The organism is Lelliottia jeotgali (assembly GCF_016771845.1).
GTDB classification, from domain to species: Bacteria; Pseudomonadota; Gammaproteobacteria; order Enterobacterales; family Enterobacteriaceae; genus Enterobacter; species Enterobacter jeotgali.
This window is the reverse complement of sequence record NZ_JAENMQ010000002.1, coordinates 144,230-167,647: the sequence shown is the minus strand read 5'-3', so window position 1 is coordinate 167,647 and position 23,418 is coordinate 144,230. Positions and strand designations below refer to the sequence as shown.

At 56.4% G+C, this 23,418-nt stretch carries 18 protein-coding genes; 6 read left to right on the top strand and 12 right to left on the bottom strand.

What is annotated here, in order from left to right:
- Window positions 1–45 precede the first annotated feature (45 nt).
- The 3 genes from kefF to folA all read left to right on the top strand — a co-directional run bounded on the left by kefF (window position 46) and on the right by folA (window position 3,028).
- On the top strand, window positions 46–576 hold the full coding sequence (kefF, locus tag JBO43_RS07185) for a glutathione-regulated potassium-efflux system oxidoreductase KefF (protein ID WP_095280733.1): 531 nt from the start codon (window positions 46–48) through the stop codon (window positions 574–576).
- Window positions 569–2,434 (top strand): glutathione-regulated potassium-efflux system protein KefC, encoded by a 1,866-nt coding sequence (gene kefC, locus JBO43_RS07180; RefSeq protein WP_103947114.1) that lies wholly within the window; start codon window positions 569–571, stop codon window positions 2,432–2,434. The genes kefF and kefC overlap by 8 nt, the downstream gene beginning before the upstream one ends.
- A 114-nt stretch (window positions 2,435–2,548) precedes the next feature.
- Window positions 2,549–3,028 carry a type 3 dihydrofolate reductase gene (gene folA, locus JBO43_RS07175; RefSeq protein ID WP_095280736.1) on the top strand — a complete coding sequence of 160 codons (480 nt, stop codon included), beginning with the start codon at window positions 2,549–2,551 and terminating at the stop codon, window positions 3,026–3,028.
- 88 nt (window positions 3,029–3,116) lie between these two features.
- Here the strand turns inward: folA and apaH are convergent, their stop codons facing one another.
- From apaH to lptD, 6 genes are read right to left on the bottom strand one after another with little or no spacing between them, the layout of a single operon-like run.
- Entirely contained in the window at window positions 3,117–3,965 is an 849-nt protein-coding gene (gene apaH / locus JBO43_RS07170; RefSeq protein ID WP_095280737.1) for a bis(5'-nucleosyl)-tetraphosphatase (symmetrical) ApaH, read from the bottom strand.
- Window positions 3,966–3,969: 4 nt separating this feature from the next.
- Complete coding sequence (gene apaG, locus JBO43_RS07165) at window positions 3,970–4,347, bottom strand: Co2+/Mg2+ efflux facilitator ApaG/CorD (RefSeq protein ID WP_095280738.1); 378 nt, start codon at window positions 4,345–4,347, stop codon at window positions 3,970–3,972.
- Between the two features lie 3 nt (window positions 4,348–4,350).
- A complete protein-coding gene (rsmA, locus tag JBO43_RS07160) occupies window positions 4,351–5,172 on the bottom strand; it encodes a 16S rRNA (adenine(1518)-N(6)/adenine(1519)-N(6))-dimethyltransferase RsmA (protein WP_095280739.1) in 822 nt (273 codons plus the stop codon).
- Window positions 5,169–6,155: a 4-hydroxythreonine-4-phosphate dehydrogenase PdxA gene (gene pdxA, locus JBO43_RS07155; protein WP_202674004.1), complete on the bottom strand. Its 987-nt coding sequence runs from the start codon at window positions 6,153–6,155 to the stop codon at window positions 5,169–5,171. Before pdxA ends, rsmA begins: the two co-directional genes overlap by 4 nt.
- Complete coding sequence (gene surA / locus JBO43_RS07150) at window positions 6,155–7,441, bottom strand: peptidylprolyl isomerase SurA (protein WP_095280741.1); 1,287 nt, start codon at window positions 7,439–7,441, stop codon at window positions 6,155–6,157. The genes pdxA and surA overlap by 1 nt, the downstream gene beginning before the upstream one ends.
- 53 nt (window positions 7,442–7,494) lie before the next feature.
- The gene (lptD, locus tag JBO43_RS07145; protein ID WP_103949146.1) at window positions 7,495–9,843 is read right to left on the bottom strand and encodes an LPS assembly protein LptD; all 2,349 of its coding nucleotides are present in this window, start codon (window positions 9,841–9,843) and stop codon (window positions 7,495–7,497) included.
- Between the two features lie 240 nt (window positions 9,844–10,083).
- On the opposite strand from lptD, the gene djlA reads away from it, so the two are divergent.
- A complete protein-coding gene (gene djlA, locus JBO43_RS07140; protein ID WP_095280743.1) occupies window positions 10,084–10,899 on the top strand; it encodes a co-chaperone DjlA in 816 nt (271 codons plus the stop codon).
- Between the two features lie 45 nt (window positions 10,900–10,944).
- Here djlA and rluA read toward each other — a convergent pair whose 3' ends face one another.
- From rluA to araB, 6 genes are all read right to left on the bottom strand, one after another.
- The gene (rluA, locus tag JBO43_RS07135) at window positions 10,945–11,604 is read right to left on the bottom strand and encodes a bifunctional tRNA pseudouridine(32) synthase/23S rRNA pseudouridine(746) synthase RluA (protein WP_103947109.1); all 660 of its coding nucleotides are present in this window, start codon (window positions 11,602–11,604) and stop codon (window positions 10,945–10,947) included.
- A gap of 12 nt (window positions 11,605–11,616) precedes the next feature.
- The gene (gene rapA / locus JBO43_RS07130; RefSeq protein WP_095280745.1) at window positions 11,617–14,523 is read right to left on the bottom strand and encodes an RNA polymerase-associated protein RapA; all 2,907 of its coding nucleotides are present in this window, start codon (window positions 14,521–14,523) and stop codon (window positions 11,617–11,619) included.
- 131 nt (window positions 14,524–14,654) lie between these two features.
- Window positions 14,655–17,012: a DNA polymerase II gene (gene polB / locus JBO43_RS07125; protein WP_202674003.1), complete on the bottom strand. Its 2,358-nt coding sequence runs from the start codon at window positions 17,010–17,012 to the stop codon at window positions 14,655–14,657.
- A 128-nt stretch (window positions 17,013–17,140) separates the two neighbouring features.
- Window positions 17,141–17,836, bottom strand: coding sequence for an L-ribulose-5-phosphate 4-epimerase (gene araD, locus JBO43_RS07120; RefSeq protein WP_202674002.1), 696 nt, complete (start codon window positions 17,834–17,836; stop codon window positions 17,141–17,143).
- A gap of 104 nt (window positions 17,837–17,940) precedes the next feature.
- Complete coding sequence (araA, locus tag JBO43_RS07115; RefSeq protein ID WP_095280748.1) at window positions 17,941–19,443, bottom strand: L-arabinose isomerase; 1,503 nt, start codon at window positions 19,441–19,443, stop codon at window positions 17,941–17,943.
- 10 nt (window positions 19,444–19,453) lie between these two features.
- Window positions 19,454–21,163 carry a ribulokinase gene (araB, locus tag JBO43_RS07110; RefSeq protein ID WP_202674001.1) on the bottom strand — a complete coding sequence of 570 codons (1,710 nt, stop codon included), beginning with the start codon at window positions 21,161–21,163 and terminating at the stop codon, window positions 19,454–19,456.
- Window positions 21,164–21,500: 337 nt separating this feature from the next.
- Between araB and araC the strand changes: the two genes are divergently transcribed.
- Window positions 21,501–22,343, top strand: coding sequence for an arabinose operon transcriptional regulator AraC (gene araC, locus JBO43_RS07105; RefSeq protein ID WP_095280750.1), 843 nt, complete (start codon window positions 21,501–21,503; stop codon window positions 22,341–22,343).
- A 128-nt stretch (window positions 22,344–22,471) separates the two neighbouring features.
- Window positions 22,472–23,239 carry a DedA family protein gene (locus JBO43_RS07100; RefSeq protein WP_103947105.1) on the top strand — a complete coding sequence of 256 codons (768 nt, stop codon included), beginning with the start codon at window positions 22,472–22,474 and terminating at the stop codon, window positions 23,237–23,239.
- The last annotated feature ends 179 nt before the right edge of the window (window positions 23,240–23,418 follow it).

Genomic DNA, 23,418 nt, shown 5'->3' with positions numbered 1-23,418 from the left:
TCTACACTCTTGCTGATTACAACAAGCGTTAAAACAGGCAATACAATGATTCTGATAATTTATGCGCATCCTTATCCGCAGCACTCTCATGCGAATAAGCGGATGCTTGAGCAAGCAAGGGAAATCGACGGCGTAGAGATACGCTCCCTCTATCAACTTTATCCTGACTTCAACATCGATATCGCCGCCGAACAGGAGGCGATATCCCGCGCAGATCTTATCGTCTGGCAACATCCGATGCAGTGGTACAGCACACCGCCACTGCTCAAACTGTGGATCGACAAAGTGTTCTCTCACGGCTGGGCCTACGGCCACAACGGTCACGCGCTGAAGGGCAAAAGCCTGCTGTGGGCCGTCACTACCGGCGGTGGTGAAAGCCATTTTGATATCGGCTCCCATCCGGGGTTTGACGTCTTGTCACAGCCGCTACAGGCAACGGCGGTTTACTGTGGGCTTACCTGGTTACCCCCTTTCGCCATGCACTGCACGTTCGTCTGTGACGACGAAACGCTGCAGGCGCAGGCCCGCCACTACAAACAACGCTTACTCGACTGGCAGGAGCACCATCATGGATAGCCATACGCTCATACAGGCGCTGATTTATCTGGGGGCGGCGGCGCTGATTGTGCCGGTTGCTGTGCGTCTGGGCCTGGGCTCGGTGCTGGGGTATTTGATTGCCGGTTGCGCTATCGGCCCGTGGGGGCTGGGGCTGGTTACGGACGCTGAGTCTATTTTGCATTTCGCCGAAATCGGCGTGGTGCTGATGCTGTTTGTCATTGGTCTGGAGCTGGACCCGCAGCGCCTGTGGAAACTGCGCGCCTCGGTGTTTGGCGGCGGGGCATTGCAGATGGTGGCGTGCGGCGCGCTGCTCGGCGGCTTTTGTATTCTGCTCGGCATGGACTGGAAGGTCGCCGAGCTGATCGGCATGACGCTGGCGCTCTCCTCGACGGCGATTGCCATGCAGGCGATGAATGAGCGCAACCTGACTGTTTCCCAGATGGGACGCAGCACGTTTTCTGTCCTGCTGTTCCAGGATATCGCCGCCATTCCGCTGGTGGCGATGATCCCGCTGCTGGCGGCAAGCGGGTCGTCCACCACGCTGGGGGCCTTCGCCCTGTCGGCGCTGAAAGTGGCGGGCGCGCTAGCGTTAGTGATTCTTTTAGGACGTTATGTGACGCGTCCGCTGCTGCGTTTTGTAGCCCGCTCTGGGCTGCGTGAAGTCTTCAGCGCCGTGGCACTGTTCCTGGTCTTCGGCTTTGGTTTGCTGCTCGAAGAGGCCGGTCTGTCGATGGCGATGGGCGCATTCCTGGCGGGCGTGCTGCTGGCCAGCTCCGAATACCGTCATGCGCTGGAAAGCGATATCGAACCCTTCAAAGGTTTGCTGCTGGGGCTGTTCTTTATCGGCGTCGGGATGTCGATCGACTTTGGTACGCTGGTAACGCACCCGCTGCGTATTCTGACTCTGCTGGTCGGGTTCCTGGTCATCAAGATGGGGATGTTATGGCTGATCGCGCGTCCGCTCAACGTGCCGAATAAACAGCGCCGTTGGTTTGCCGTCTTGCTTGGACAGGGGAGTGAGTTTGCTTTCGTGGTGTTTGGCGCTGCGCAGATGGCGAACGTGCTCGACGCAGAATGGGCAAAGGCACTGACGCTGGCGGTGGCACTGTCGATGGCTGCTACGCCAATACTTCTGGTGCTGTTGACTCGTCTTGAGCAGTCTAATAGCGGGCAGGATCGGGAAGCCGATGAAATTGATGAAGAACAGCCACGAGTGATTATCGCCGGGTTTGGCCGCTTCGGGCAGATCACAGGCCGTTTGCTGCTCTCCAGCGGAGTGAAAATGGTGATTCTGGATCACGATCCTGACCACATCGAAACCCTGCGTAAATTTGGTATGAAAGTGTTTTACGGCGATGCGACGCGCGTCGATCTGCTGGAGTCCGCCGGAGCGGCAAAAGCCGAAGTGCTGATCAACGCGATTGACGATCCGCAGGCCAGTCTTCAGCTGGCAGAGCTGGCGCTGGAGCATTTCCCGAACCTGAAAATCATCTCCCGCGCGCGTGATGTAGACCATTACATCAAACTGCGTCAGGCAGGGATTGAAGCGCCAGAGCGTGAAACCTTCGAAGGGGCGCTCAAGTCCGGGCGCATGGCGCTGGAAGGGTTAGGGCTGGGGGCTTATGAAGCACGAGAACGCGCCGACCTGTTCCGCCGTTTTAACACCGATATGGTCGAAGAGATGGTGGAGATGGCAGAAGAGGATGCATCGTCTCGCGCAGCAGTGGTGAAACGCACCAGCGCGATGCTGACGGAGATCATTAATGAGGATCGTAATCATCTGTCATTGACCCAGCGTCACGGCTGGCAGGGAACGGAAGAGGGGAAACATACCGGCGATCCGAAAGATGAACCCGAGAGTAAACCTGTCGCGTGAAGTGGAGTTGCCAGCAATATTGAAATATTTCCCTTTCTTTACTCGGGCTGGAGTCGACGAAAGATTAAGCTTTACGTATAGTGGCGGCAATTTTTTGCATCCGGGAAATTTTCAATGATCAGTCTGATTGCAGCGCTGGCGGTAGACCGCGTTATCGGCATGGAAAACGCCATGCCGTGGAACCTGCCTGCCGATCTCGCATGGTTTAAACGCACCACCTTAAACAAGCCGGTAGTGATGGGCCGCCTGACCTGGGAGTCAATCGGTCGTCCGCTGCCGGGCCGTAAAAACATCGTTATCAGTAGCCAGCCGGGTACCGACGATCGCGTCGAGTGGGTTAAATCCATCGACGACGCGATTGCCGCCTGCGGTGACGCGGAAGAGATTATGGTGATTGGTGGGGGGCGTGTTTACGAGCAGTTCCTGCCGAAAGCACAGAAGCTCTATTTGACCCACATTGACGCAGAAGTGGAAGGGGATACGCATTTCCCGGACTACGATCCTGACGAATGGGAATCTGTGTTCAGCGAATTCCACGACGCTGATGCGCAGAACTCCCACAGCTACTGCTTCGAAGTGTTAGAACGTCGTTAAGTTTTAGTCCCCGGTGGCGCTTCGCTTACCGGGGCTACAAAACCTGAACGTAGGCCGGATAAGGCGGAGCCGCCATCCGGCAATAGCATCAGGAGGCAACCGCCTCGCCATCTCCTAGCTCAAGATGCCGGTTCGACGGCTGTACAAAATACTGCTTATCTTCCCAGCGCAGGCAGGTTAAATCCCCGCCCCAGCAGCATCCCGTATCCAGCCCGTAAATATTCTCTGGCGTGCCTTTGCCTTCCAGCGACGCCCAGTGGCCAAACACCACGCTGTACTCGTCCGTCACCGGGCCAGGAATCGCAAACCACGGTTTGAGCGGCGACGGCGCGTTTTCCGGCGTGTCTTTGCAGTACATATCCAACTGGCCGTTCGGGAAGCAGTAGCGCATACGCGTGAAAGCATTGGTCACGAAACGCAGGCGTGCCAGACCGCTTAATTCCGGGCTCCAGTTGTTTGGCATGTCGCCATACATCGCATCAAGGAAGAACGGATAGGAGTCGCTCGCCAGCACCGCTTCGACGTCGCGCGCGCACTCTTTGGCCGTTTGCAGATCCCATTGCGGCGTTATTCCGGCGTGGGCCATCACCAGCTTCTTCTCTTCGTCGACCTGCAACAGCGGTTGACGGCGTAGCCAGTTCAGCAGCTCGTCGGCGTCAGCCGCTTCCAGCAGCGGTGTGATCCGGTCCTTCGGCTTATTGCGACTGATCCCGGCAAACACTGCCAGTAGATGCAGATCGTGATTGCCCAACACCAGGCGCACGCTGTCGCCCAGCGATTTGACGAATCGCAGGACATCCAGTGAGCCAGGCCCGCGCGCCACTAAATCGCCCGTCAGCCAGAGGGTGTCTTGTCCGGGTGTAAAATCCACCTGTTTTAACAACGCGATCAGTTCATCGTAGCAACCGTGAACGTCGCCAATGAGATATGTAGACATAGATTTAATGAATGAATGTAGGAACGGCGAGACGGAAAACAGGAACAGCAACACGGAAGGTATTGCCGTCTGGATCGACCATTTCATAATGGCCCTGCATGGTGCCCATCGGTGTCTCAATTACGGCACCGCTGGTGTATTGATACTCTTCGCCAGGGGCGATGTGGGGTTGTTCGCCCACCACACCTTCACCCTGGACTTCGATTTCGCGGCCATTGCCGTTGGTAATAAGCCAGTAGCGCCCGAGCAGTTGCACAGGCATCCGCCCCAGATTGCGAATGGTTACGGTGTAAGCAAAAACAAAACGCTCGTCGTCCGGTGTGGACTGAGATTCGATATAGACGCTTTGCACCTGAACACATACGCGGGGCGAATCAATCATGGCTTAGCTCTCCTTTGGCGGGGCGTTATCGCTAATGTAGTTTGCCAACTTACAGTACTGCTCAACGGAAATATTCTCCGCACGCATCGCCGGGTCGATACCTAATTCGGTCAGCACTTCAACGGTAAATGAATTACCCAGGCTGTTACGAATCGTTTTACGGCGCTGGTTAAAGGCCTCGGTGGTGATGCGGCTCAGTACGCGCAGCTCTTTAACCGGATGCGGCATCACCGCGTGCGGCACCAGGCGAACGACCGCAGATTCCACTTTTGGCGCTGGCGTAAACGCCGTTGGCGGAACTTCAAGCACCGGAATAATCTGGCAGTAATATTGCGCCATGACGCTCAATCGACCATACGCTTTACTGTTCGGTCCCGCAACCAGTCGGTTGACGACCTCTTTTTGCAGCATGAAGTGCATGTCGGCAATGGCATCAGTATAGCTAAACAGATGGAACATCAGCGGCGTGGAGATGTTATACGGCAGGTTGCCGAACACGCGCAGCGGCTGGCCCAGTTTCTCGGACAGCTCAGCGAAGTTCATGGTCATGGCGTCCTGCTGATAAATTGTCAGCTTTGGCCCCAGGAACGGGTGCGTTTGCAGACGCGCAGCCAGGTCGCGGTCCAGCTCGATAACCGTCATTTCGTCGAGGCGCTCACCCACTGGCTCAGTCAGTGCCGCAAGGCCCGGACCGATTTCGACCATCGCCTGGCCTTTTTGTGGATTGATAGCAGACACGATGCTTTCGATAACGAATTGATCGTTAAGGAAGTTTTGCCCGAAGCGTTTGCGGGCTAAGTGGCCCTGATGGACTCTAGTATTCATTGAGTATTAACAATCATTTTGATGGCGAGATTAAGCGCCGTAATAAAACTGCCGACATCCGCCTTGCCTTTTCCTGCCAGATCCAGCGCAGTACCGTGGTCAACGGACGTTCGAATAAAGGGTAAACCGAGCGTGATATTCACGGCGCGGCCAAATCCCTGGTATTTTAGCACGGGCAGGCCCTGATCGTGGTACATCGCGAGCACCGCATCGGCGTTATCGAGATATTTAGCCTGGAAAAGAGTATCGGCGGGCAGCGGTCCGCTGAGATTCATCCCTTTGGCGCGCATTTCTTCCAGGACCGGAATGATGGTGTCGATCTCTTCCGTGCCCATATGCCCGCCTTCGCCTGCATGCGGATTCAGCCCGCAGACCAGCACGTGTGGCGCTTTGATGCCAAATTTGGTTTGCAGGTCGTGATGCAAAATAGTGATGATTTCACGCAGTAACTCGGGCGTGATCGCATCCGATATCGCTTTGAGCGGTAAATGCGTTGTCACCAGCGCAACGCGCAGCTCTTCTGTCGCCAGCATCATCACTACGTTGTTGCTGTGCGAACGCTCTTCGAAGAACTCAGTGTGCCCGCTAAAGGGAACGCCCGCGTCGTTGATCACGCCCTTGTGCACCGGGCCAGTAATCAACGCGGCAAATTCACCGTTCAGGCAGCCATCACAGGCACGCGCCAGCGTATCGACAACGTAAAGACCGTTATCGGTGCTGAGCTGACCAAGGGTGACAGGGGCGCGAAGCGGGACGGGAAGAATCGTTAATGAGCCTGCCTGTTGCGGAACAGGGCGTTGGCTGGCGTCGTAAGGCAGAAGCGTTAAAGGCAGACCGAGCCATTCAGCCCGGTCTTTTAACAGTGTTGCATCAGCGCAGACAACCAGTTCCACCGGCCAGCTTCGCTGTGCGAGCTGGACGACGAGGTCAGGACCAATCCCGGCGGGTTCGCCGGGAGTGATGACAACACGATGTTGATTCATTAGTTGCTCAGGATTTTCACGTAAGCGCTGGCGCGTTGTTCCTGCATCCAGGTCGCTGCTTCTTCAGAGAACTTACGGTTGAACAGCATACGGTAGGCTCTGTCTTTCTGCGCCGCGTCGGTTTTATCCACGTTGCGGGTATCCATCAGCTGGATCAAGTGCCAGCCGAAGGAAGAGTGTACAGGTGCGCTCATCTGGCCTTTGTTCAGCTTCATCAGTGCATCGCGGAAGGCAGGATCGTAGATATCTGCAGCCGCCCAGCCAAGATCGCCACCCTGGTTGGCAGAACCTGGGTCCTGAGAGAACTCTTTTGCGGCATTCGCAAAGGAGGTTTTCCCGCTCTTGATATCTGCCGCAATCTGTTCCAGTTTCACGCGAGCCTGATCGTCAGTCATGATTGGTGATGGCTTAAGCAGAATGTGGCGAGCGTGGACTTCGGTGACGGAAATGCTCTGGCTCTGGCCGCGCATATCGTTCACTTTCAGGATGTGGAAACCAACACCGGAACGGATTGGACCGATAATATCGCCTTTCTTCGCCGTGCTCAGTGCCTGAGCGAAGATAGACGGCAGTTCCTGAATACGACCCCAGCCCATCTGGCCGCCTTTCAGCGCCTGCTGGTCAGCAGAATAGGTGATGGCAAGCTTGCCGAAATCACCGCCGTTACGCGCCTGTTCAACGATAGAACGCGCCTGGCTTTCGGCTTCAGCGGCCTGATCTGAGGTTGGGTTTTCCGACAGTGGCACCAGAATGTGGCTCAGGTTCAGTTCGGTACTGGCATCATTCTGATTGCCCACCTGCTTCGCCAGCTGATCCACTTCCTGTGGCAGGATCGTGACGCGACGACGCACTTCGTTGTTACGCACTTCAGAGATCAGCATCTCTTTGCGGATCTGATTACGGTATGTCGCGTAGCTGATGCCGTCATAGGCCAGACGGCTGCGCATCTGGTCGATCGTCATGTTGTTCTGCTTAGAAATGTTCGCGATCGCTTCATCGAGCTGCTGATCGGTCACTTTTACACCCATTTTCTGACCCATCTGCAGCACTATCTGATCCATGATCAAACGCTCGAGGATCTGATGACGCAGCGTGGCGTCATCTGGAAGTTGCTGACCTGCTTCGCCCGAATTGAGCTTCACAGATTGCATTAAACCATCTACGTCGCTTTCAAGTACTACACCGTTGTTAACAACGGCGGCGACTTTATCAACAACCTGTGGCGCGGCAAAGCTGGTGTTCGCAACCATAGCGATACCGAGCAGCAGCGTTTTCCAGTTCTTCATACTTTTTCCATTTCAATTAACCGCAAAGCGGATGGCGTTGTAAATCAAGCACATTACAAGGAACTACGATATGGCAGAATGTTCGAGCGCAGCATCTGCTGCGTGCCCAGGCCGTAATTGGAACTCAGGCCGCGCAATTCGACATTGAAGCCAATGACGTTATCGTATTTGCTCTGATTATTAGTGGTATCCCAGCCGTTAAGCTTGCGTTCGTAACCGACGCGAAGCGCGTAACAGCAGGAGTTATATTGCAAGCCAACCATCTGATCCGCTGGCTTGCTGGTATTGGTGTCAAAGTAATAAGCGCCCACAATTGACCAGCGATCGGCGATTGGCCAGCTTGCTGCGCCACCGACCTGCGAAATACCGTCCTTGTATTGCTCGGCTGTGGCGTAGTTTGGCAGCGTTGCCTGAATATACTCCGGGCTGGCGTAACGATAGGTCAGCTGCACCATCCGGTCTTCATCACGGCGATATTCAACGCTCGCGCTGCTGGTCGCAACGTTATCCAGTCGCGTGTCATATTGCAGACCACCGCGCAGACCCCAGCGATCGGTCATACGCCAGTAGGTATCACCCGCCCATACAAGAGCACCCGTTTTGTTGTCTTTTTCCCAGTTGATGTCGTCATCACCGGTTCGTGCTTCGGTGAAGTAGTAGATTTGACCCACAGAAACGTTAAAACGTTCAACTGCTGCGTCATCATATACGCGCGTCGTCACACCGGTCGTGACCTGGTTCGCGGACGCAATACGGTCGAGACCGCCATAGGTACGGTCGCGGAACAGGCCGCTATAGTCTGACTGAAGGAAAGAGGAGTCGTAGTTCTGGATTTTGCTCTGATCGCGATACGGCACATACAGATACTGCATGCGCGGCTCCAGCGTCTGGGTATATCCGTTCGCCAGGTTCATATCGCGTTCGAAAATCAGCTTGCCGTCCATTTTGAACTGCGGCAGTACGCGGTTAACGGACTCTTCGAGATCGGTGCCGTAACGGGTGTTATACCAGTCCAGATTTTTCTGCTGATAATGGGTGGCCATCATCTTGGCTTCGGTATTCAGACTTGCCCAGTCGTTAGACAGCGGCAGGTTGATAGTCGGCTCAAGGTGAACACGCGTCGCTTCCGGCATGTCGGAGTTGGTGTTGACGAAGTGGACGGCCTGACCATAAACGCGGGTATCAAATGGACCGACGTCGTTCTGGTACCAGTTAACGTCCAACTGCGGCTCTGCGCCGTAAGTGCTACGTGTCTGGGTACTAAACACCTGGAACTGTTTGGTGGAAACGGTGGCGTTGAAGTTCTGAATGGCGTAACCGACGCTGAATTTCTGCGTTGCGTAGCCATCGGTACTTGAACCGTATTTGGAATCGAAATCGTTAAAGTAGTATGGGTCGCTGACTTTGGTGTAGTCGACGTTGAAACGCCATACCTGATCCATCACACCCGAATGTTGCCAGTAGTACAGCCAGCGGTGGCGATCGCCCTCAGTCGGATGCTCATCGTTGAACACTTTATCTGATGGCAGATAATCCAGCTCCATCAAACCGGTACCGGCCTTGGTCAAATAGCGGAACTCGTTCTGCCACTGAATATTGCCGCGCTTGTGGATATAGTGCGGCGTAATCGTGGCGTCCATGTTCGGCGCGATGTTCCAGTAATACGGCAGGTAGAACTCAAAATAGTTCGTGGTGCTGTATTTGGCGTTCGGGATCAGGAAACCTGAACGACGCTTATCGCCAATGGGCAACTGGAGATAGGGACTGTAGAAGACGGGCACTGGGCCGAGTTTAAAGCGCGCATTCCAGATCTCTGCAACCTGCTCTTCGCGATCGTGGATGACTTCGCTACCGACGACGCTCCAGGTATTGGAACCTGGCAGGCAGGAGGTAAAGGAGCCGTTGTCCAGAATGGTGTAACGGTTTTCACCGCGCTGTTTCATCAGGTCCGCTTTACCGCGTCCCTGGCGACCCACCATCTGGTAATCACCTTCCCAGACGTTGGTATCTTTTGTATTCAGGTTTGCCCAGCCTTTCGGACCTTTCAGGATGACCTGATTGTCGTCATAGTGCACATTGCCCAGAGCATCCACGGTACGGACCGGCTCTGCCGCGCCCTCGGGTTGCTTCTGATGCAGCTGAACTTCGTCCGCCTGTAGACGGCTGTTACCCTGATTAATATCGACATTACCGGTAAAGGTCGCGTTATCAGGGTAATTCCCTTTCGCGTGGTCGGCATTAATCGTGACAGGTAAGTTATTGGTATCACCCTGCACCAGTGGGCGATCATAACTTGGAATGCCCAGCATACACTGCGAGGCAAGATCGGCGGCCATGCCCTGTTGGCTGTACAGAGCGGCGGCGATCATGGTGGCCAGGAGGGTGGGGATACGTTTTTTCATACGTTATATTTAGTGTTCCGTCATCAGTGGCTACGGCTTACAAACGCTCAGAGACTATCTTACTCATCTGCGCAGTGCCAGCGTTAATCCTGCCCGGTTACGAGTCAGAGTGTTAGGCTCGCTATCGAATGACGAGTATGATAATGCAAATTATAGGCGATGTCCCTCAATTGACCGTGGCTCGACCACTGAGATGATAGAGTTGCGTCGATACCTGGAACATGACTATACGGGGAGTATATGCAGTATTGGGGTAAAATAATTGGCGTCGCGTTCGCTTTATTGATGGGCGCAGGGTTCTGGGGCATCGTTCTGGGCCTGATTATCGGGCATATGTTTGATAAAGCGCGTAGCCGCAAGATGGCCTGGTTTGCCAATCAGCGCGAGCGTCAGGCGCTGTTTTTCGCAACGACCTTTGAAGTGATGGGGCATCTCACCAAATCAAAAGGTCGCGTCACCGAAGCAGACATTCAAATCGCCAGCGTGTTTATGGATCGCATGAGCCTGCACGGGGAATCCCGCGTTGCGGCGCAAAACGCGTTTCGTATCGGCAAGGCGGATAACTACCCGCTGCGCGAGAAAATGCGCCAGTTCCGCAGCATCTGTTTTGGCCGTTTCGATTTAATTCGGATGTTTCTCGAAATCCAGATCCAGGCGGCGTTTGCCGACGGTTCGCTACATCCAAACGAACGCGACGTGTTGTATGTGATTGCCGAGGAGCTGGGCATTTCCCGCATGCAGTTCGACCAGTTCCTGCGCATGATGCAGGGCGGAGCCCAGTTTGGTGGCGGTTATCAGCAGCAGTCTGCGGGCGGCGGCTGGCAGCAGACGCAGCGTGGTCCGACGCTGGAAGATGCGTGTAATGTGCTGGGCGTCAAAGCGACCGACGATGCGACGACCATCAAACGCGCCTATCGCAAGCTGATGAGCGAACATCACCCGGATAAACTGGTGGCGAAAGGTTTACCGCCAGAGATGATGGAGATGGCGAAGCAGAAAGCGCAGGAAATTCAGAAAGCGTACGAACTCATTAAAGAGCAGAAAGGCTTCAAGTAACATACGTTTGCCCGGCGAGCGCCGGGCAAACGGTTATGCTATACATCAAAAGTCAGCAGGGGCTTTAAACGTCATAAGATTGCCAAACTCCGGATGCGTTATTGTCAGCATCTGAGCATGCAATTGCAGGCGCGGCGCCATCGCCAGCGCTTCTGGCGTGGCGTAAAAACGATCCCCCAGAATCGGATGACCTAACGCCAGCATATGCACGCGCAGCTGGTGCGAGCGGCCGGTAATCGGTTTAAGCAGAATACGCGCGGTGTTATCCGCCGCGTAGTCCAGCACTTCATATTCCGTCTGCGCCGCCTTGCCGGTTTCAAAACAGACTTTTTGCTTAGGCCGGTTCGGCCAGTCGCAAATCAGCGGTAAATCCACCAGACCTTCTGCCTTTTCCGGGTGCCCCCAGATGCGCGCGACGTACTGTTTCTTCGGTTCACGATCGCGGAACTGGCGCTTTAACTCGCGTTCAGCCGCTTTGGTCAGAGCCACCACAATCACGCCGCTGGTTGCCATATCCAGGCGATGCACGGATTCGGCCTGCGGATAATCGCGCTGTACGCGCGTCATCACGCTGTCTTTGTGCTCCTCCAGACGTCCCGGCACGGACAACAGGCCGCTGGGCTTATTGACCACCATAATGTGCTCATCCTGATACAGAATGACCAGCCACGGGTCCATTGGCGGATTGTAGGTCTCCATGATCATGTCGCGCTCCGGTTACTGATGCGTCACAACGATCAGACGCAGGGCATCCAGTCGCCAGCTCGCCTGATCCAGGCTTTCCATGACCTGCTCGCGGTTGCTCTCAATGGCTGCCAGTTCGTCGTCACGGATGTTTGGGTTCACCGCTTTTAACGCTTCCAGACGCGACAGCTCGGCCGAGAGTTTATCGTCCGCTTCGCTGCGAGCGGCGTCAATCAGCGCGCGCGCGGCTTTCTCAATCTGCGCTTCGCCCTGCTGCAGGATGGCATGGACATCCTGCTGAACGGCGTTCACCAGCTTGCTGCCTGTGTGACGGTTCACCGCGCTCAACTGACGGTTAAAGCTCTCAAACTCCACCTGTGCGGCGAGGTTGGTACCGTTTTTGTCGAGCATCAAACGCACCGGCGTTGCAGGCAGGAAGCGGTTGAGCTGCAGCTGTTTTGGCGCTTGCGCCTCAACCACGTAAATGAGCTCAAGCAGCAGCGTCCCGACAGGCAGCGCTTTGTTTTTCAACAGTGAAATGGTGCTGCTGCCGGTATCGCCGGACAGAATCAAATCCAGACCGTTGCGAATCAGCGGGTGTTCCCAGGTGATAAACTGCGCATCTTCGCGGGAAAGCGCGACGTCACGCTCAAAAGTGATGGTGCAACCATCTTCCGGCAGGCCTGGGAAATCAGGCACCAGCATGTGATCGGACGGGGTCAGGACGATCATGTTTTCGCCGCGATCGTCCTGGTTGATACCCACAATATCAAACAGGTTCATTGCAAAGCTGATCAGGCTGGTGTCGTCGTCCTGCTCTTCGATGCTTTCGGCCAGGGCCTGCGCTTTTTCGCCGCCGTTGGAATGGATTTCCAGCAGACGGTCGCGCCCTTGCTCCAGCTGCAATTTCAGCGCATCGTGCTTCTCGCGACAGGATTTGATCAGGTCGTCGAAGCCCTCGGTCTCTTCGGGAGCCGCCAGATAACCGATCAGATCGCTATGTACCTGGTCGTAAATAGTGCGTCCGGTCGGGCAAGTATGTTCAAACGCATCCAGCCCTTCGTGGAACCAACGCACCAGTACGGACTGAGCGGTTTTTTCCAGGAACGGGACGTGGATTTGAATATCATGCGCCTGACCGATACGGTCCAGACGGCCAATACGCTGTTCCAGCAGATCCGGGTTAAACGGCAGATCGAACATCACCAGATGGCTGGCAAACTGGAAGTTACGGCCTTCGGAGCCAATTTCGGAACAGAGCAGAACCTGCGCGCCGCTGTCCTCTTCGCCGAACCAGGCCGCCGCGCGGTCACGTTCGATGATCGACATCCCTTCGTGGAACACGGCAGCGCGAATCCCTTCTCGCTCGCGCAGGACCTGCTCCAGCTGCAGCGCGGTGGCCGCTTTGGCGCAAATCACCAGCACTTTCTGCGAGCGGTGAGCCGTGAGATAACCCATCAGCCACTCAACGCGTGGATCGAAGTTCCACCAGGTTCCGGTATCGCCTTCGAATTCCTGGTAAATTTGTTCCGGATAGAGCATGTCGCGTGCGCGCTCTTCAGCACTTTTACGCGCCCCCATGATGCCGGAGACTTTAATCGCCGTCTGATACTGGGTTGGCAGCGGCAACTTGATGGTGTGCAGCTCGCGTTTCGGGAAGCCTTTCACGCCGTTACGGGTGTTACGGAACAACACGCGGCTGGTGCCGTGGCGGTCCATCAGCATCGAAACCAGCTCCTGACGCGCAGTTTCGGCGTCGTCGCGGTCGCTGTTCGCGGCGTGCAGCAACGGCTCAATATCCTGCTCGCCAATCAGCTCGCTCAGGGTGTTGAGTTCGTCGTTAGAGAGGTGTTTCCCGGCCAGCAGAAGAGCGACAGCATCAGCGACCGGACGGTAGTTTTGCTGTTCTTCGACAAATACCGAGAAATCGTGGAAACGGTTTGGATCGAGCAGACGCAGACGGGCAAAGTGGCTTTCCAGACCCAGCTGTTCCGGCGTGGCGGTCAGCAGCAGAATACCCGGCACGCGTTCCGCCAACTGCTCGATAGCCATATATTCACGGCTTGGCGCGTCTTCGCTCCACACCAGATGGTGCGCTTCGTCGACAACCATAATATCCCATTCGGCGTCGCACAGATGCTCAAGGCGTTGCTTGCTGCGGCGCACGAAATCGAGGGAGCAAATCACCAGCTGTTCCGTTTCGAACGGGTTATCCGCATCGTGCTGAGCTTCGGCGTAGCGTTCATCGTCAAACAACGAGAAGCGCAGGTTGAAGCGGCGCAGCATTTCGACCAGCCACTGGTGTTGCAGGGTTTCAGGCACCACAATCAGCACACGCTCGGCAGCGCCAGAAAGCAGCTGTTGATGCAGGATCATGCCCGCTTCGATGGTTTTACCTAAGCCCACCTCATCAGCCAGCAGCACGCGTGGTGCATGACGACGACCGACGTCGTGGGCGATGTTCAACTGGTGCGGGATCAGGCTGGTGCGCTGACCGCGCAGGCCGCTCCACGGCATACGGTACTGCTCGCTCTGGAACTTACGCGCGCGATAGCGCAGGGCAAAACGGTCCATGCGGTCAATCTGACCGGCGAACAGACGGTCCTGCGGCTTGCTAAACACCAGGCGGCTGTCGAGTAAGACTTCGCGCAGGATGACATTCGTTTCTTCAGTATCCACTCGCGTACCGATGTAGGCGAGGATCCCATTCTCTTCTTTTACGTCTTCAATCTTCAGCTGCCAGCCTTCATGGCTGGTAACGGTGTCGCCCGGATTAAACATGACGCGGGTAACAGGGGAATCATTGCGTGCATACAGACGGTTTTCACCGGTGGCCGGGAACAGGATGGTGACCATACGCGCATCCAGCGCTACCACAGTTCCTAATCCAAGCTCGCTTTCTGTATCGCTGATCCAGCGTTGACCAAGTGTAAAAGGCATAGTTGTTCGGCTCTAATCTTTTAATTTGCAGGCAATAGTTCGACCACCGTCGAAAAGTGACGGCCATCGAAAAATGGGTCCGGGAATGGAAAGGGCGCTATGGTACTGGATGGCGGCGTTTTCGTCACGCGTCAAAATAGCCCCAGTTGCCCTGTCATGAGTGTAGCAAAATCATCGTCGACAAAGGGTAATATTCCATCGGCGACAGGCATGAGTTGACGCGTCAGATAGTGATCGTAATCCAGCGGCGAGTGCTGATAATCCACCGGCTCCGGGCCGCTGGTGGTCCAGACGTATTTGATGGTTCCCCGGTTTTGATATTGTGGCGCACGCCCGAGGCGCACGTTTTCCTCATCGGCCAGCCGTGCGGCGCGAACGTGCGGCGGAATATTGCGCTGATACTCCGCCAGCGGGCGGCGCAGGCGCTTGCGATACACCAACTGACTGTCCAGCTCTCCGGCCAGCAGGCTGGCGATGGTCTCGCGGACATAATCCTGATACGGCTCGTTGCGGAATACGCGCAAATAGAGCGTTTGCTGGAACTGTTGCGCCAGCGGGGTCCAGTCGGTGCGAACCGTTTCTAGCCCTTTAAACACCATGCGCTGGGTGTCACCTTCCTGAATCAAACCGGCGTAACGCTTCTTGCTGCCCTGCTCGGTGCCGCGAATCGTCGGCATCAAGAAGCGGCTGAAGTGGGTTTCAAATTCAATCTCTAGCGCACTGGTTAACCGCTCTTTTTGCAAATGGTTTTGCCACCAGTCGTTAATGAAAGCCACCAGATCGTTGCCGATTTTTGCGGCGGCCTCTTCGCTGTGCGCGCCTTTCAGCCAGACGAACGTCGAGTCCGTATCGCCGTAGATCACGTCATAGCCCTGGGATTCCACCAGCGCTTTGGTCTGGCGCATGATCTCATGCCCGCGCATGGTGATCGAGGATGCGAGACGCGGATCGAAAAACCGGCACGCGCTGGTTCCGAGCACACCATAGAAGGCGTTCATGATGATTTTCAGCGCCTGAGAAAGGGGTTTATTGTGATGGCGCTTGGCCTCGTCGCGCCCGTGCCAGATCTGGCTGACGATCTCCGGCAGGCAGTGTTTCTCCCGCGAGAAACGTGCGCCGAGAAAACCTTCCGTGCTGTGGGCGTCATCGGGCTGAGCTATGCCCTCGACCAGCCCGACAGGATCGATCAGAAAGGTGCGAATGATCGACGGGTACAGGCTTTTATAGTCCAGCACCAGCACCGAATCATACAGCCCAGGCCGGGAATCCATCACATACCCGCCGGGGCTGGCCTGCGGTGGCACTTCGCCGAGATTCGGCGCGACATAGCCCGCGCGGTGCATACGTGGAATATAAAGGTGCCCAAACGCAGCGACGGATCCGCCGTGGCGATCGATCGCCAGGCCGTTGACGGTCGCGCGTTCCAGCAGGAACGGCATGATCTCAGTTTTGTGGAAAATCCGCGTCACCAGCTCGCAGTCTTTCAGGTTGTAGGTCGCCAGCGCTGGTTTGTCTTCATTGAAGCGCCGGTCGATCTCGTCCATCCGATCCCAGGGATTGTCGATGGATTTCCCTTCGCCGAGCAGCTCCTGCGACACCGCTTCCAGCGAGAAAGAGGAGAAACTCCAGAAAGCGGATTTGAGGGCGTCGATGCCGTCGATAATCACCCGGCCATTGGCCTGAGCGAAGAACACGCCGTTCTTGAAACCGTGCTCGCGCCACTCCAGTTCGCTGTTGCCGCGCCCGAGCATCAGTGGGATGCGATACCGTTCGGCATGTTTTTGCAAAACGCGCAGGTCAAACTGCACTACGTTCCAGCCAATCAGTACATCAGGGTCGTGGGTGGCAAACCACTGGTTGAGTTTTTCGATCAACTGCGGGCGGCTGTTGACGTACTCCAGTTCGAAATCGAGAGCTGAGGCATCGCCATTTTCTGGCCCCAGCATATAAACAATCCGCTGGCCGCAGCCTTCCAGCCCGATGCAGTAGAGCTCGCCGTGGCGCGTGGTTTCGATATCCAGCGACACCCATTTCAGCGGCGGGCGGTAGTGGGGATTGGGTTTCAGACGGGCGTTGATCAGCCTGTCACCTTGCGGTGTGCCGTCGACCCAGACGGGGGCGGTGATAAAGCGCTCCATCAGGAAACGCTCAGGCGGACGAACGTCGGCTTCGTAGAGTGTCACGCCCGCTTCACGCAGCAGCTTTTCATAGCGCATCAGCTGGCGATGCGCGCGGCAATAAAGCCCGTACACCGGCTGGCGGTGGAAATCTTTCAGTTCCAGCGGCGTGATGCGCCAGCCGTTTTCACCGCGCAATACCTCGCGCGTTTTTTCAACATGCTGTTCCGGGATAAAGGCCACGGACTCCTGCGGCGCAAGTGTGACGTTCAGCGGGCCGTCGTCCGTTGCCAGCCAGAATTCCACCTCGGTTCCCTGAGGAGTGTCCCGCCAGTGTCGGGTCAGTAAAAAGCCTTCTCGCGCCTGCGCCACGCCGTTATCCCATAAAACAAAACCAGGCGTGAGTATAGCCTGGTTGAGAGGTGTTTGCTGGGTTTATATACAGGTGTGTTTGTTGCCGGATGACGCTGCGCTTATCCGGCCTACAAAACCCTAACCGATCACTGCCCGTAATACGCCGTCGCCCCATGCTTGCGCAGATAGTGTTTATCCAGCAGCGTTTGCTGCATGTCCGGGAGCTGCGGTGACAACTGGCGGCAGAAGATCCCCATGTAGGCAACCTCTTCGAGCACGATGGCGTTATGCACCGCATCTACGGCGTTTTTCCCCCATGCGAACGGGCCGTGGGAGTGAACCAGCACGCCAGGCATTTGCGCCGCGTCGATCCCCTGTTTTTCAAAGGTTTCGACAATCACGTTGCCCGTTTCCCACTCATATTCGCCGTTGATTTCGGCGTCGGTCATTTTGCGCGTGCAGGGGATAGAGCCGTAGAAATAGTCGGCGTGCGTCGTGCCCGTCGCCGGTATCGACTGCCCGGCCTGCGCCCAGATGGTGGCGTGGCGCGAGTGGGTGTGGACGATGCCGCCAATAGACGGGAATGACTGATACAGCAGGCGATGGGTTGGCGTATCGGAAGAGGGCTTTTTAGTCCCTTCGACGACTTCGCCGGTGGCGATGCTCACCACGACCATGTCCTCGGCGGTCATCATGCTGTAATCCACGCCAGAGGGTTTGATCACAAACACGCCTTGCTCACGATCGACGGCGCTGACGTTACCCCAGGTGAGGGTGACGAGGTTGTGTTTCGGCAGGGCCAGATTGGCTTCCAGCACCTGACGTTTGAGATCTTCTAACATTGTTGTCTCCATGCCGGGTGGCGCACAGCGATCCCGGCCTACAGTATTTGCGCCCTCCCGTAGGCCCGGTAAGCGAAGCGCCACCGGGCAATCCGGCAGCGTGCTTAACGTTTTGAACCGTAATAGACTTCGTTCCAGCGCAGCGCATCTTTAAACGCTGGCAGACGGGTGTCGTTGTCGATAACGGTCAGCTCGATGTCATGCAGTTCCGCGAACTGACGCATATCGTTCAGATCCAGCGAATGGCTGAAGACCGTATGGTGTGCGCCACCGGCGACGATCCAGGCTTCGGATGCGGTCGGCAGATCCGGCTGTGCTTTCCACAGGGCGTTTGCCACCGGCAATTTCGGCAGGGAATGCGGGGTCTCGACGGCATCCACGCAGTTCACAAGCAGGCGGAAGCGATCGCCCAGATCAATCAGGCTGGCGTTAATCGCCGGGCCGGTGCGGGTGTTGAAGATCAGACGGGCCGGATCGGCTTTGCCGCCGATGCCCAGGTACTGCACATCGAGGATCGGTTTCTCTTCGACGGCGATGGAAGGACACACTTCCAGCATGTGCGAGCCCAGCACCAGATCGTTGCCGTTCTCAAAGTGGTAGGTGTAATCCTCCATAAACGAGGTGCCGCCCTGTAGACCGGTCGACATCACCTTCATGATGCGAAGCAGGGCGGCGGTTTTCCAGTCGCCTTCGCCCGCAAAGCCGTAGCCTTGCTGCATCAGACGTTGTACCGCCAGGCCGGGCAGTTGTTTCAGGCCGTGGAGGTCTTCAAAAGTGGTGGTAAAAGCGTGGAAACCGCCCTGTTCGAGGAAGCGTTTCATGCCTAACTCAATGCGCGCCGCATCGATGACATTCTGACGCTTGTCGCCGTTGATCTGCGCCGCTGCGGTCAGGCGATAGCTGCTTTCGTATTCATCCACCAGCGCGCTGATGTCGCCCTCGCTAATTTCATTCACTACCTGCACCAGGTCGCCCACAGCCCAGGTGTTAACCGAGAAACCGAACTTAATCTGCGCGGCGACTTTATCGCCGTCCGTCACCGCCACTTCGCGCATGTTGTCGCCAAAACGCACCACTTTCAGATGGCGGGTATCTTGTTTCGATACCGCCTGGCGCATCCAGGAGCCGATGCGCTGCTGGGCGTGTTGATCCTGCCAGTGACCGGTTACCACGCCGTGCTGCTGACGCATACGCGCGCCAATGAAGCCAAATTCACGGCCGCCGTGTGCGGTCTGGTTCAGGTTCATAAAGTCCATATCGATGCTGTCCCACGGCAGGGAGGCGTTGAACTGGGTATGGAACTGGAGAAGCGGTTTGTTAAGGATCGTCAGACCGTTGATCCACATTTTGGCTGGAGAGAAGGTGTGCAGCCACACCACCATCCCGGCGCATTTGTCGTCGTAGTTCGCGTCGCGGCAGATGTTAGTGATCTCATCCGGCGTGGTGCCGAGCGGTTTCAGCACCAGTTTGCACGGCAGCTTAGCCTCGGCGTTCAGGGCATTAACCACGTGTTCCGCGTGTTTCGTCACCTGTTGCAGCGCTGCCGGTCCGTATAAATGCTGGCTGCCAATGACAAACCACACTTCATAATTGTTAAAAATGCTCATTATCGTGTCCTTAATGTGTCAGGGTTGCCGGTTTTTCCGCGGTGTTTTTGGCCGGGGCGGCGACAGGGAGATAGTGTTGTTCGGCGCTTTTCGACCATTGCAGGTAGCGCTGATAAAGCTGTTCGAAGCGTTGAGCCTGTGCGGTGCGAGGCTGGAGCGTGCTTTCTACGGCACTCGCCATATGTTGCTGCGCGGTCGGGATATCCGCGTGAACGCCTGCCGCCACGGCGGCGAAAATGGCAGCACCGAGGGCACAGCACTGATCGGAGGCGACGATTTGCAGCGGACGGTTCAGCACGTCGCAGCAGGCCTGCATGATGACCGGGTTTTTACGCGCGATACCGCCGAGCGCCATCACCTCGTTGACCGCGATGCCCTGCTCGGTGAGGCATTCCATGATGGCGCGTGCGCCAAAGGCGGTGGCTGCAATCAGGCCGCCAAACAGCGCGGGCGCGTCGGTTGCCAGGTTGAGGTCGGTAATCACGCCTTTGAGACGCTGGTTAGCAAACGGCGTACGGCGGCCGTTAAACCAGTCGAGCACCACCGGGAGATGATCCAGCGACGGGTTTTTGGCCCAGGCTTCGGTGAGTTGCGGGAGAAGCTGTTTTTTGCTGGCAGCGATCTGAGCTTTCAGCTCTGGATGGGTTTCCGCCAGCTGATCCAGCGGCCAGCCGAGTACGCGGCCAAACCAGGCGTAGATATCACCGAAGGCCGATTGCCCCGCTTCCAGACCGATAAAATCAGGCACTACGCTGCCGTCAACCTGTCCACAAATGCCTTTCACCGCGCGGTCGCCGACGGTGGCTTTATCGGCGGTGAGGATGTCGCAAGTCGACGTGCCAATGACTTTCACCAGCGTGTTCGGCTGTGCGCCTGCGCCAACGGCACCCATATGGCAGTCGAACGCGCCGCCGGAAATGGCGACATTTTGCGGCAAGCCCAGACGCTGCGCCCACTCTTCGCTGAGCGTGCCGACCGGAATCTCAGCGGTATAAGTGTCGGTAAACAGTGGGTATTTCAGGCTTTGATTGATGAGTGGGTCGAGTTCATCAAAGAACGCCGCCGGAGGCAGTCCGCCCCAGCTTTCATGCCACAGTGATTTATGCCCGGCGCTGCAGCGTCCACGGCGAATATCCTGCGGACGGGTGGTGCCTGACAGCAGCGCAGGCACCCAGTCGCACAGCTCAATCCACGACACCGCGGCTTGCGCCACGTCGCGGTCGGCGCGGGTGACATGTAAAATTTTTGCCCAGAACCACTCGCTGGAATAAATTCCGCCAATGTAACGGGAGTAGTCCACCTTGCCGGATTGATGGCACAAACGGGTGATGGCTTCGGCCTCTTCAACCGCAGTATGGTCTTTCCACAGTACGAACATGGCGTTCGGGTTGTCGGCAAACTCAGGGCGTAGCGCTAGCACCCGGCCTTCGGCATCTACCGGAGCAGGTGTAGAGCCGGTGCTGTCGACGCCAATCCCGACGATCTCCGCACGTTGCGATTCGCTCAGTTCGGCGAGGACGGTTTTGATCGCCGCTTCCATCGATTCGATGTAATCGCGCGGATGATGGCGGAACAGATTATTTGGCGCATCGCAGTAACGCCCCTCTTGCCAGCGCGGATACCACTCAACGCTGGTCGCTATTTCTTGGCCCGTACCACACTCCACCGCCAGGGCGCGTACCGAGTCACTGCCAAAATCGAGGCCAATCGCAATTGCCATTTATGTTGCTCCATCAAAAAACGGGTATGGATCAACATTAGAGATTGGGGGCGAAAATCGTCAGGCAGGATTCGCTAATCTTATGGATTAAATTGCTGTTGAGGTGGAAAGTGTGACGCCGTGCAAATATTCAATGTGGACATTTCTGCCGCAGTTATAGACACTTTTGTTACTGCTGATGTGCACGATGTCGCGGATAAATCTGGGGTAAAGGCTGAGGAAAAGCGGAGTTAAAAGAGCGGACATACGATTGGGATCTTTTAACGACTCGTTTTAAGGCAGTTTTTATCGATATGGACAATTTGTTTCCTTTATCACCGTCGGGAGTCACCTGTTTATGGCTGAAATACAAAACGATCCCCTGTTGCCGGGTTACTCCTTCAACGCCCATCTGGTGGCGGGTTTGACCCCCATCGAAGCCGACGGCTACCTCGACTTTTTTGTCGATCGCCCGCTGGGTATGAAAGGCTACATTCTGAATATTACCGTGCGCGGCGAAGGGGTGATTGAAAATAACGATCGGCAGTTTATCTGTCGCCCTGGCGATATTTTGCTGTTTCCCCCGGGGGAGATTCACCACTATGGCCGCCATCCCGATGCGAAAGAGTGGTATCACCAGTGGGTCTATTTCCGCCCGCGCGCCTATTGGCAGGAGTGGCTTGCGTGGCCAGCGATTTTTGCCCATACCGGTTTTTATCGCCCCGACGAGGCGCACCAGGCGCAGTTCCGCGAGCTGTTTGCGCAGATTATCGAGGCCCAGGCGGGCGGGCGCTATGCCGAACTGCTGGCGATAAATCTGCTGGAACAGCTGCTGTTGCGCCGCATGGAGGCGATTAACGAATCGCTCAATCCGCCGTTGGATAACCGCGTGCGCGATGCCTGTCAGTACATTAGCGATCATCTGTCGGACAGCCAGTTTGATATTGCGGGCGTGGCGCAGCACGTCTGTTTGTCGCCGTCGCGCCTGTCGCACCTGTTCCGCCAGCAGCTCGGCGTGAGCGTCCTGAGCTGGCGCGAGGATCAACGCATCAGCCAGGCCAAACTGCTGCTCAGCACCACGCGGATGCCGATCGCCACCGTCGGGCGTAACGTTGGCTTTGAAGATCAGCTCTATTTTTCGCGCGTCTTTAAGAAATGCACCGGCGCCAGCCCGAGCGAATTCCGCGCCGGGTGTGAATAAAACGTAAATAAAACTAAACAAACAGGTGAAGTCTGGCGGCACCCGGTAAACTATTCAGACAATTGTTGTCTTGACGCGGCAGGATGCACTTCGCAGAATCCGTGCTTCGTTATCTGACCGGAATCGTTATGCAGGCATTGCTGGAACATTTTATTACGCAGTCCGTCGCCTACTCGCTGCTTGCCGTCGCGCTAGTGGCTTTCCTTGAATCGCTGGCGCTGGTCGGGCTGATTTTACCCGGTACGGTAATGATGGCGGGCCTCGGAGCGCTGATCGGCAGCGGCGAGGTTAACTTCTGGCAGGCGTGGATGGCCGGTATTATCGGCTGTTTGCTGGGTGACTGGATCTCTTTCTGGTTAGGCTGGCGCTTTAAAAAGCCGCTGCATCGCTGGTCGTTCATGAAAAAGAACAAAGCGCTGCTCGATAAAACCGAACATGCCCTGCATCAGCACAGCATGTTTACGATCCTGATCGGACGGTTTATTGGGCCAACGCGGCCGATTGTGCCGATGGTTGCCGGGATGCTGGACCTGCCCGTCGCAAAGTTTCTTCTGCCGAACATCATCGGCTGTATCCTGTGGCCGCCGCTCTACTTCCTGCCGGGTATTCTTGCCGGTGCGGCGATTGATATTCCTGCCGATGCGCAAAGCGGTCATTTTAAATGGCTGTTGCTCGCCACCGCGCTATTACTGTGGGTGGCGGTGTGGTTGTGCTGGAGATTGTGGCGCAGTGCGAAAGCGGGGACCGATCGTCTGACCCACTATCTGCCGCGTGGCCGCCTGATGATGCTCGCGCCCTTAACACTGGGAATTGCCGTGATAGCGCTGGTGGCGTTGATTCGTCATCCATTGATGCCGGTGTATGGCGAGATTTTGTTGAAGGTGGTGAGCCGGTAGTTTATCGCCCGGTGGCGCAGGCCTACATCGGCCCGAACGGCGGTGCGGCCTGATATTGCCCGATGGCGCTACGCTTATCGGGCCTACAAGGGCTCGAATGACTAAACATGGTGCGGTCTGATATTGCCCGGTGGCGCTTCGTTTACCGTGCCTACAAGGGCTCGAACCGTAGGCCGGAT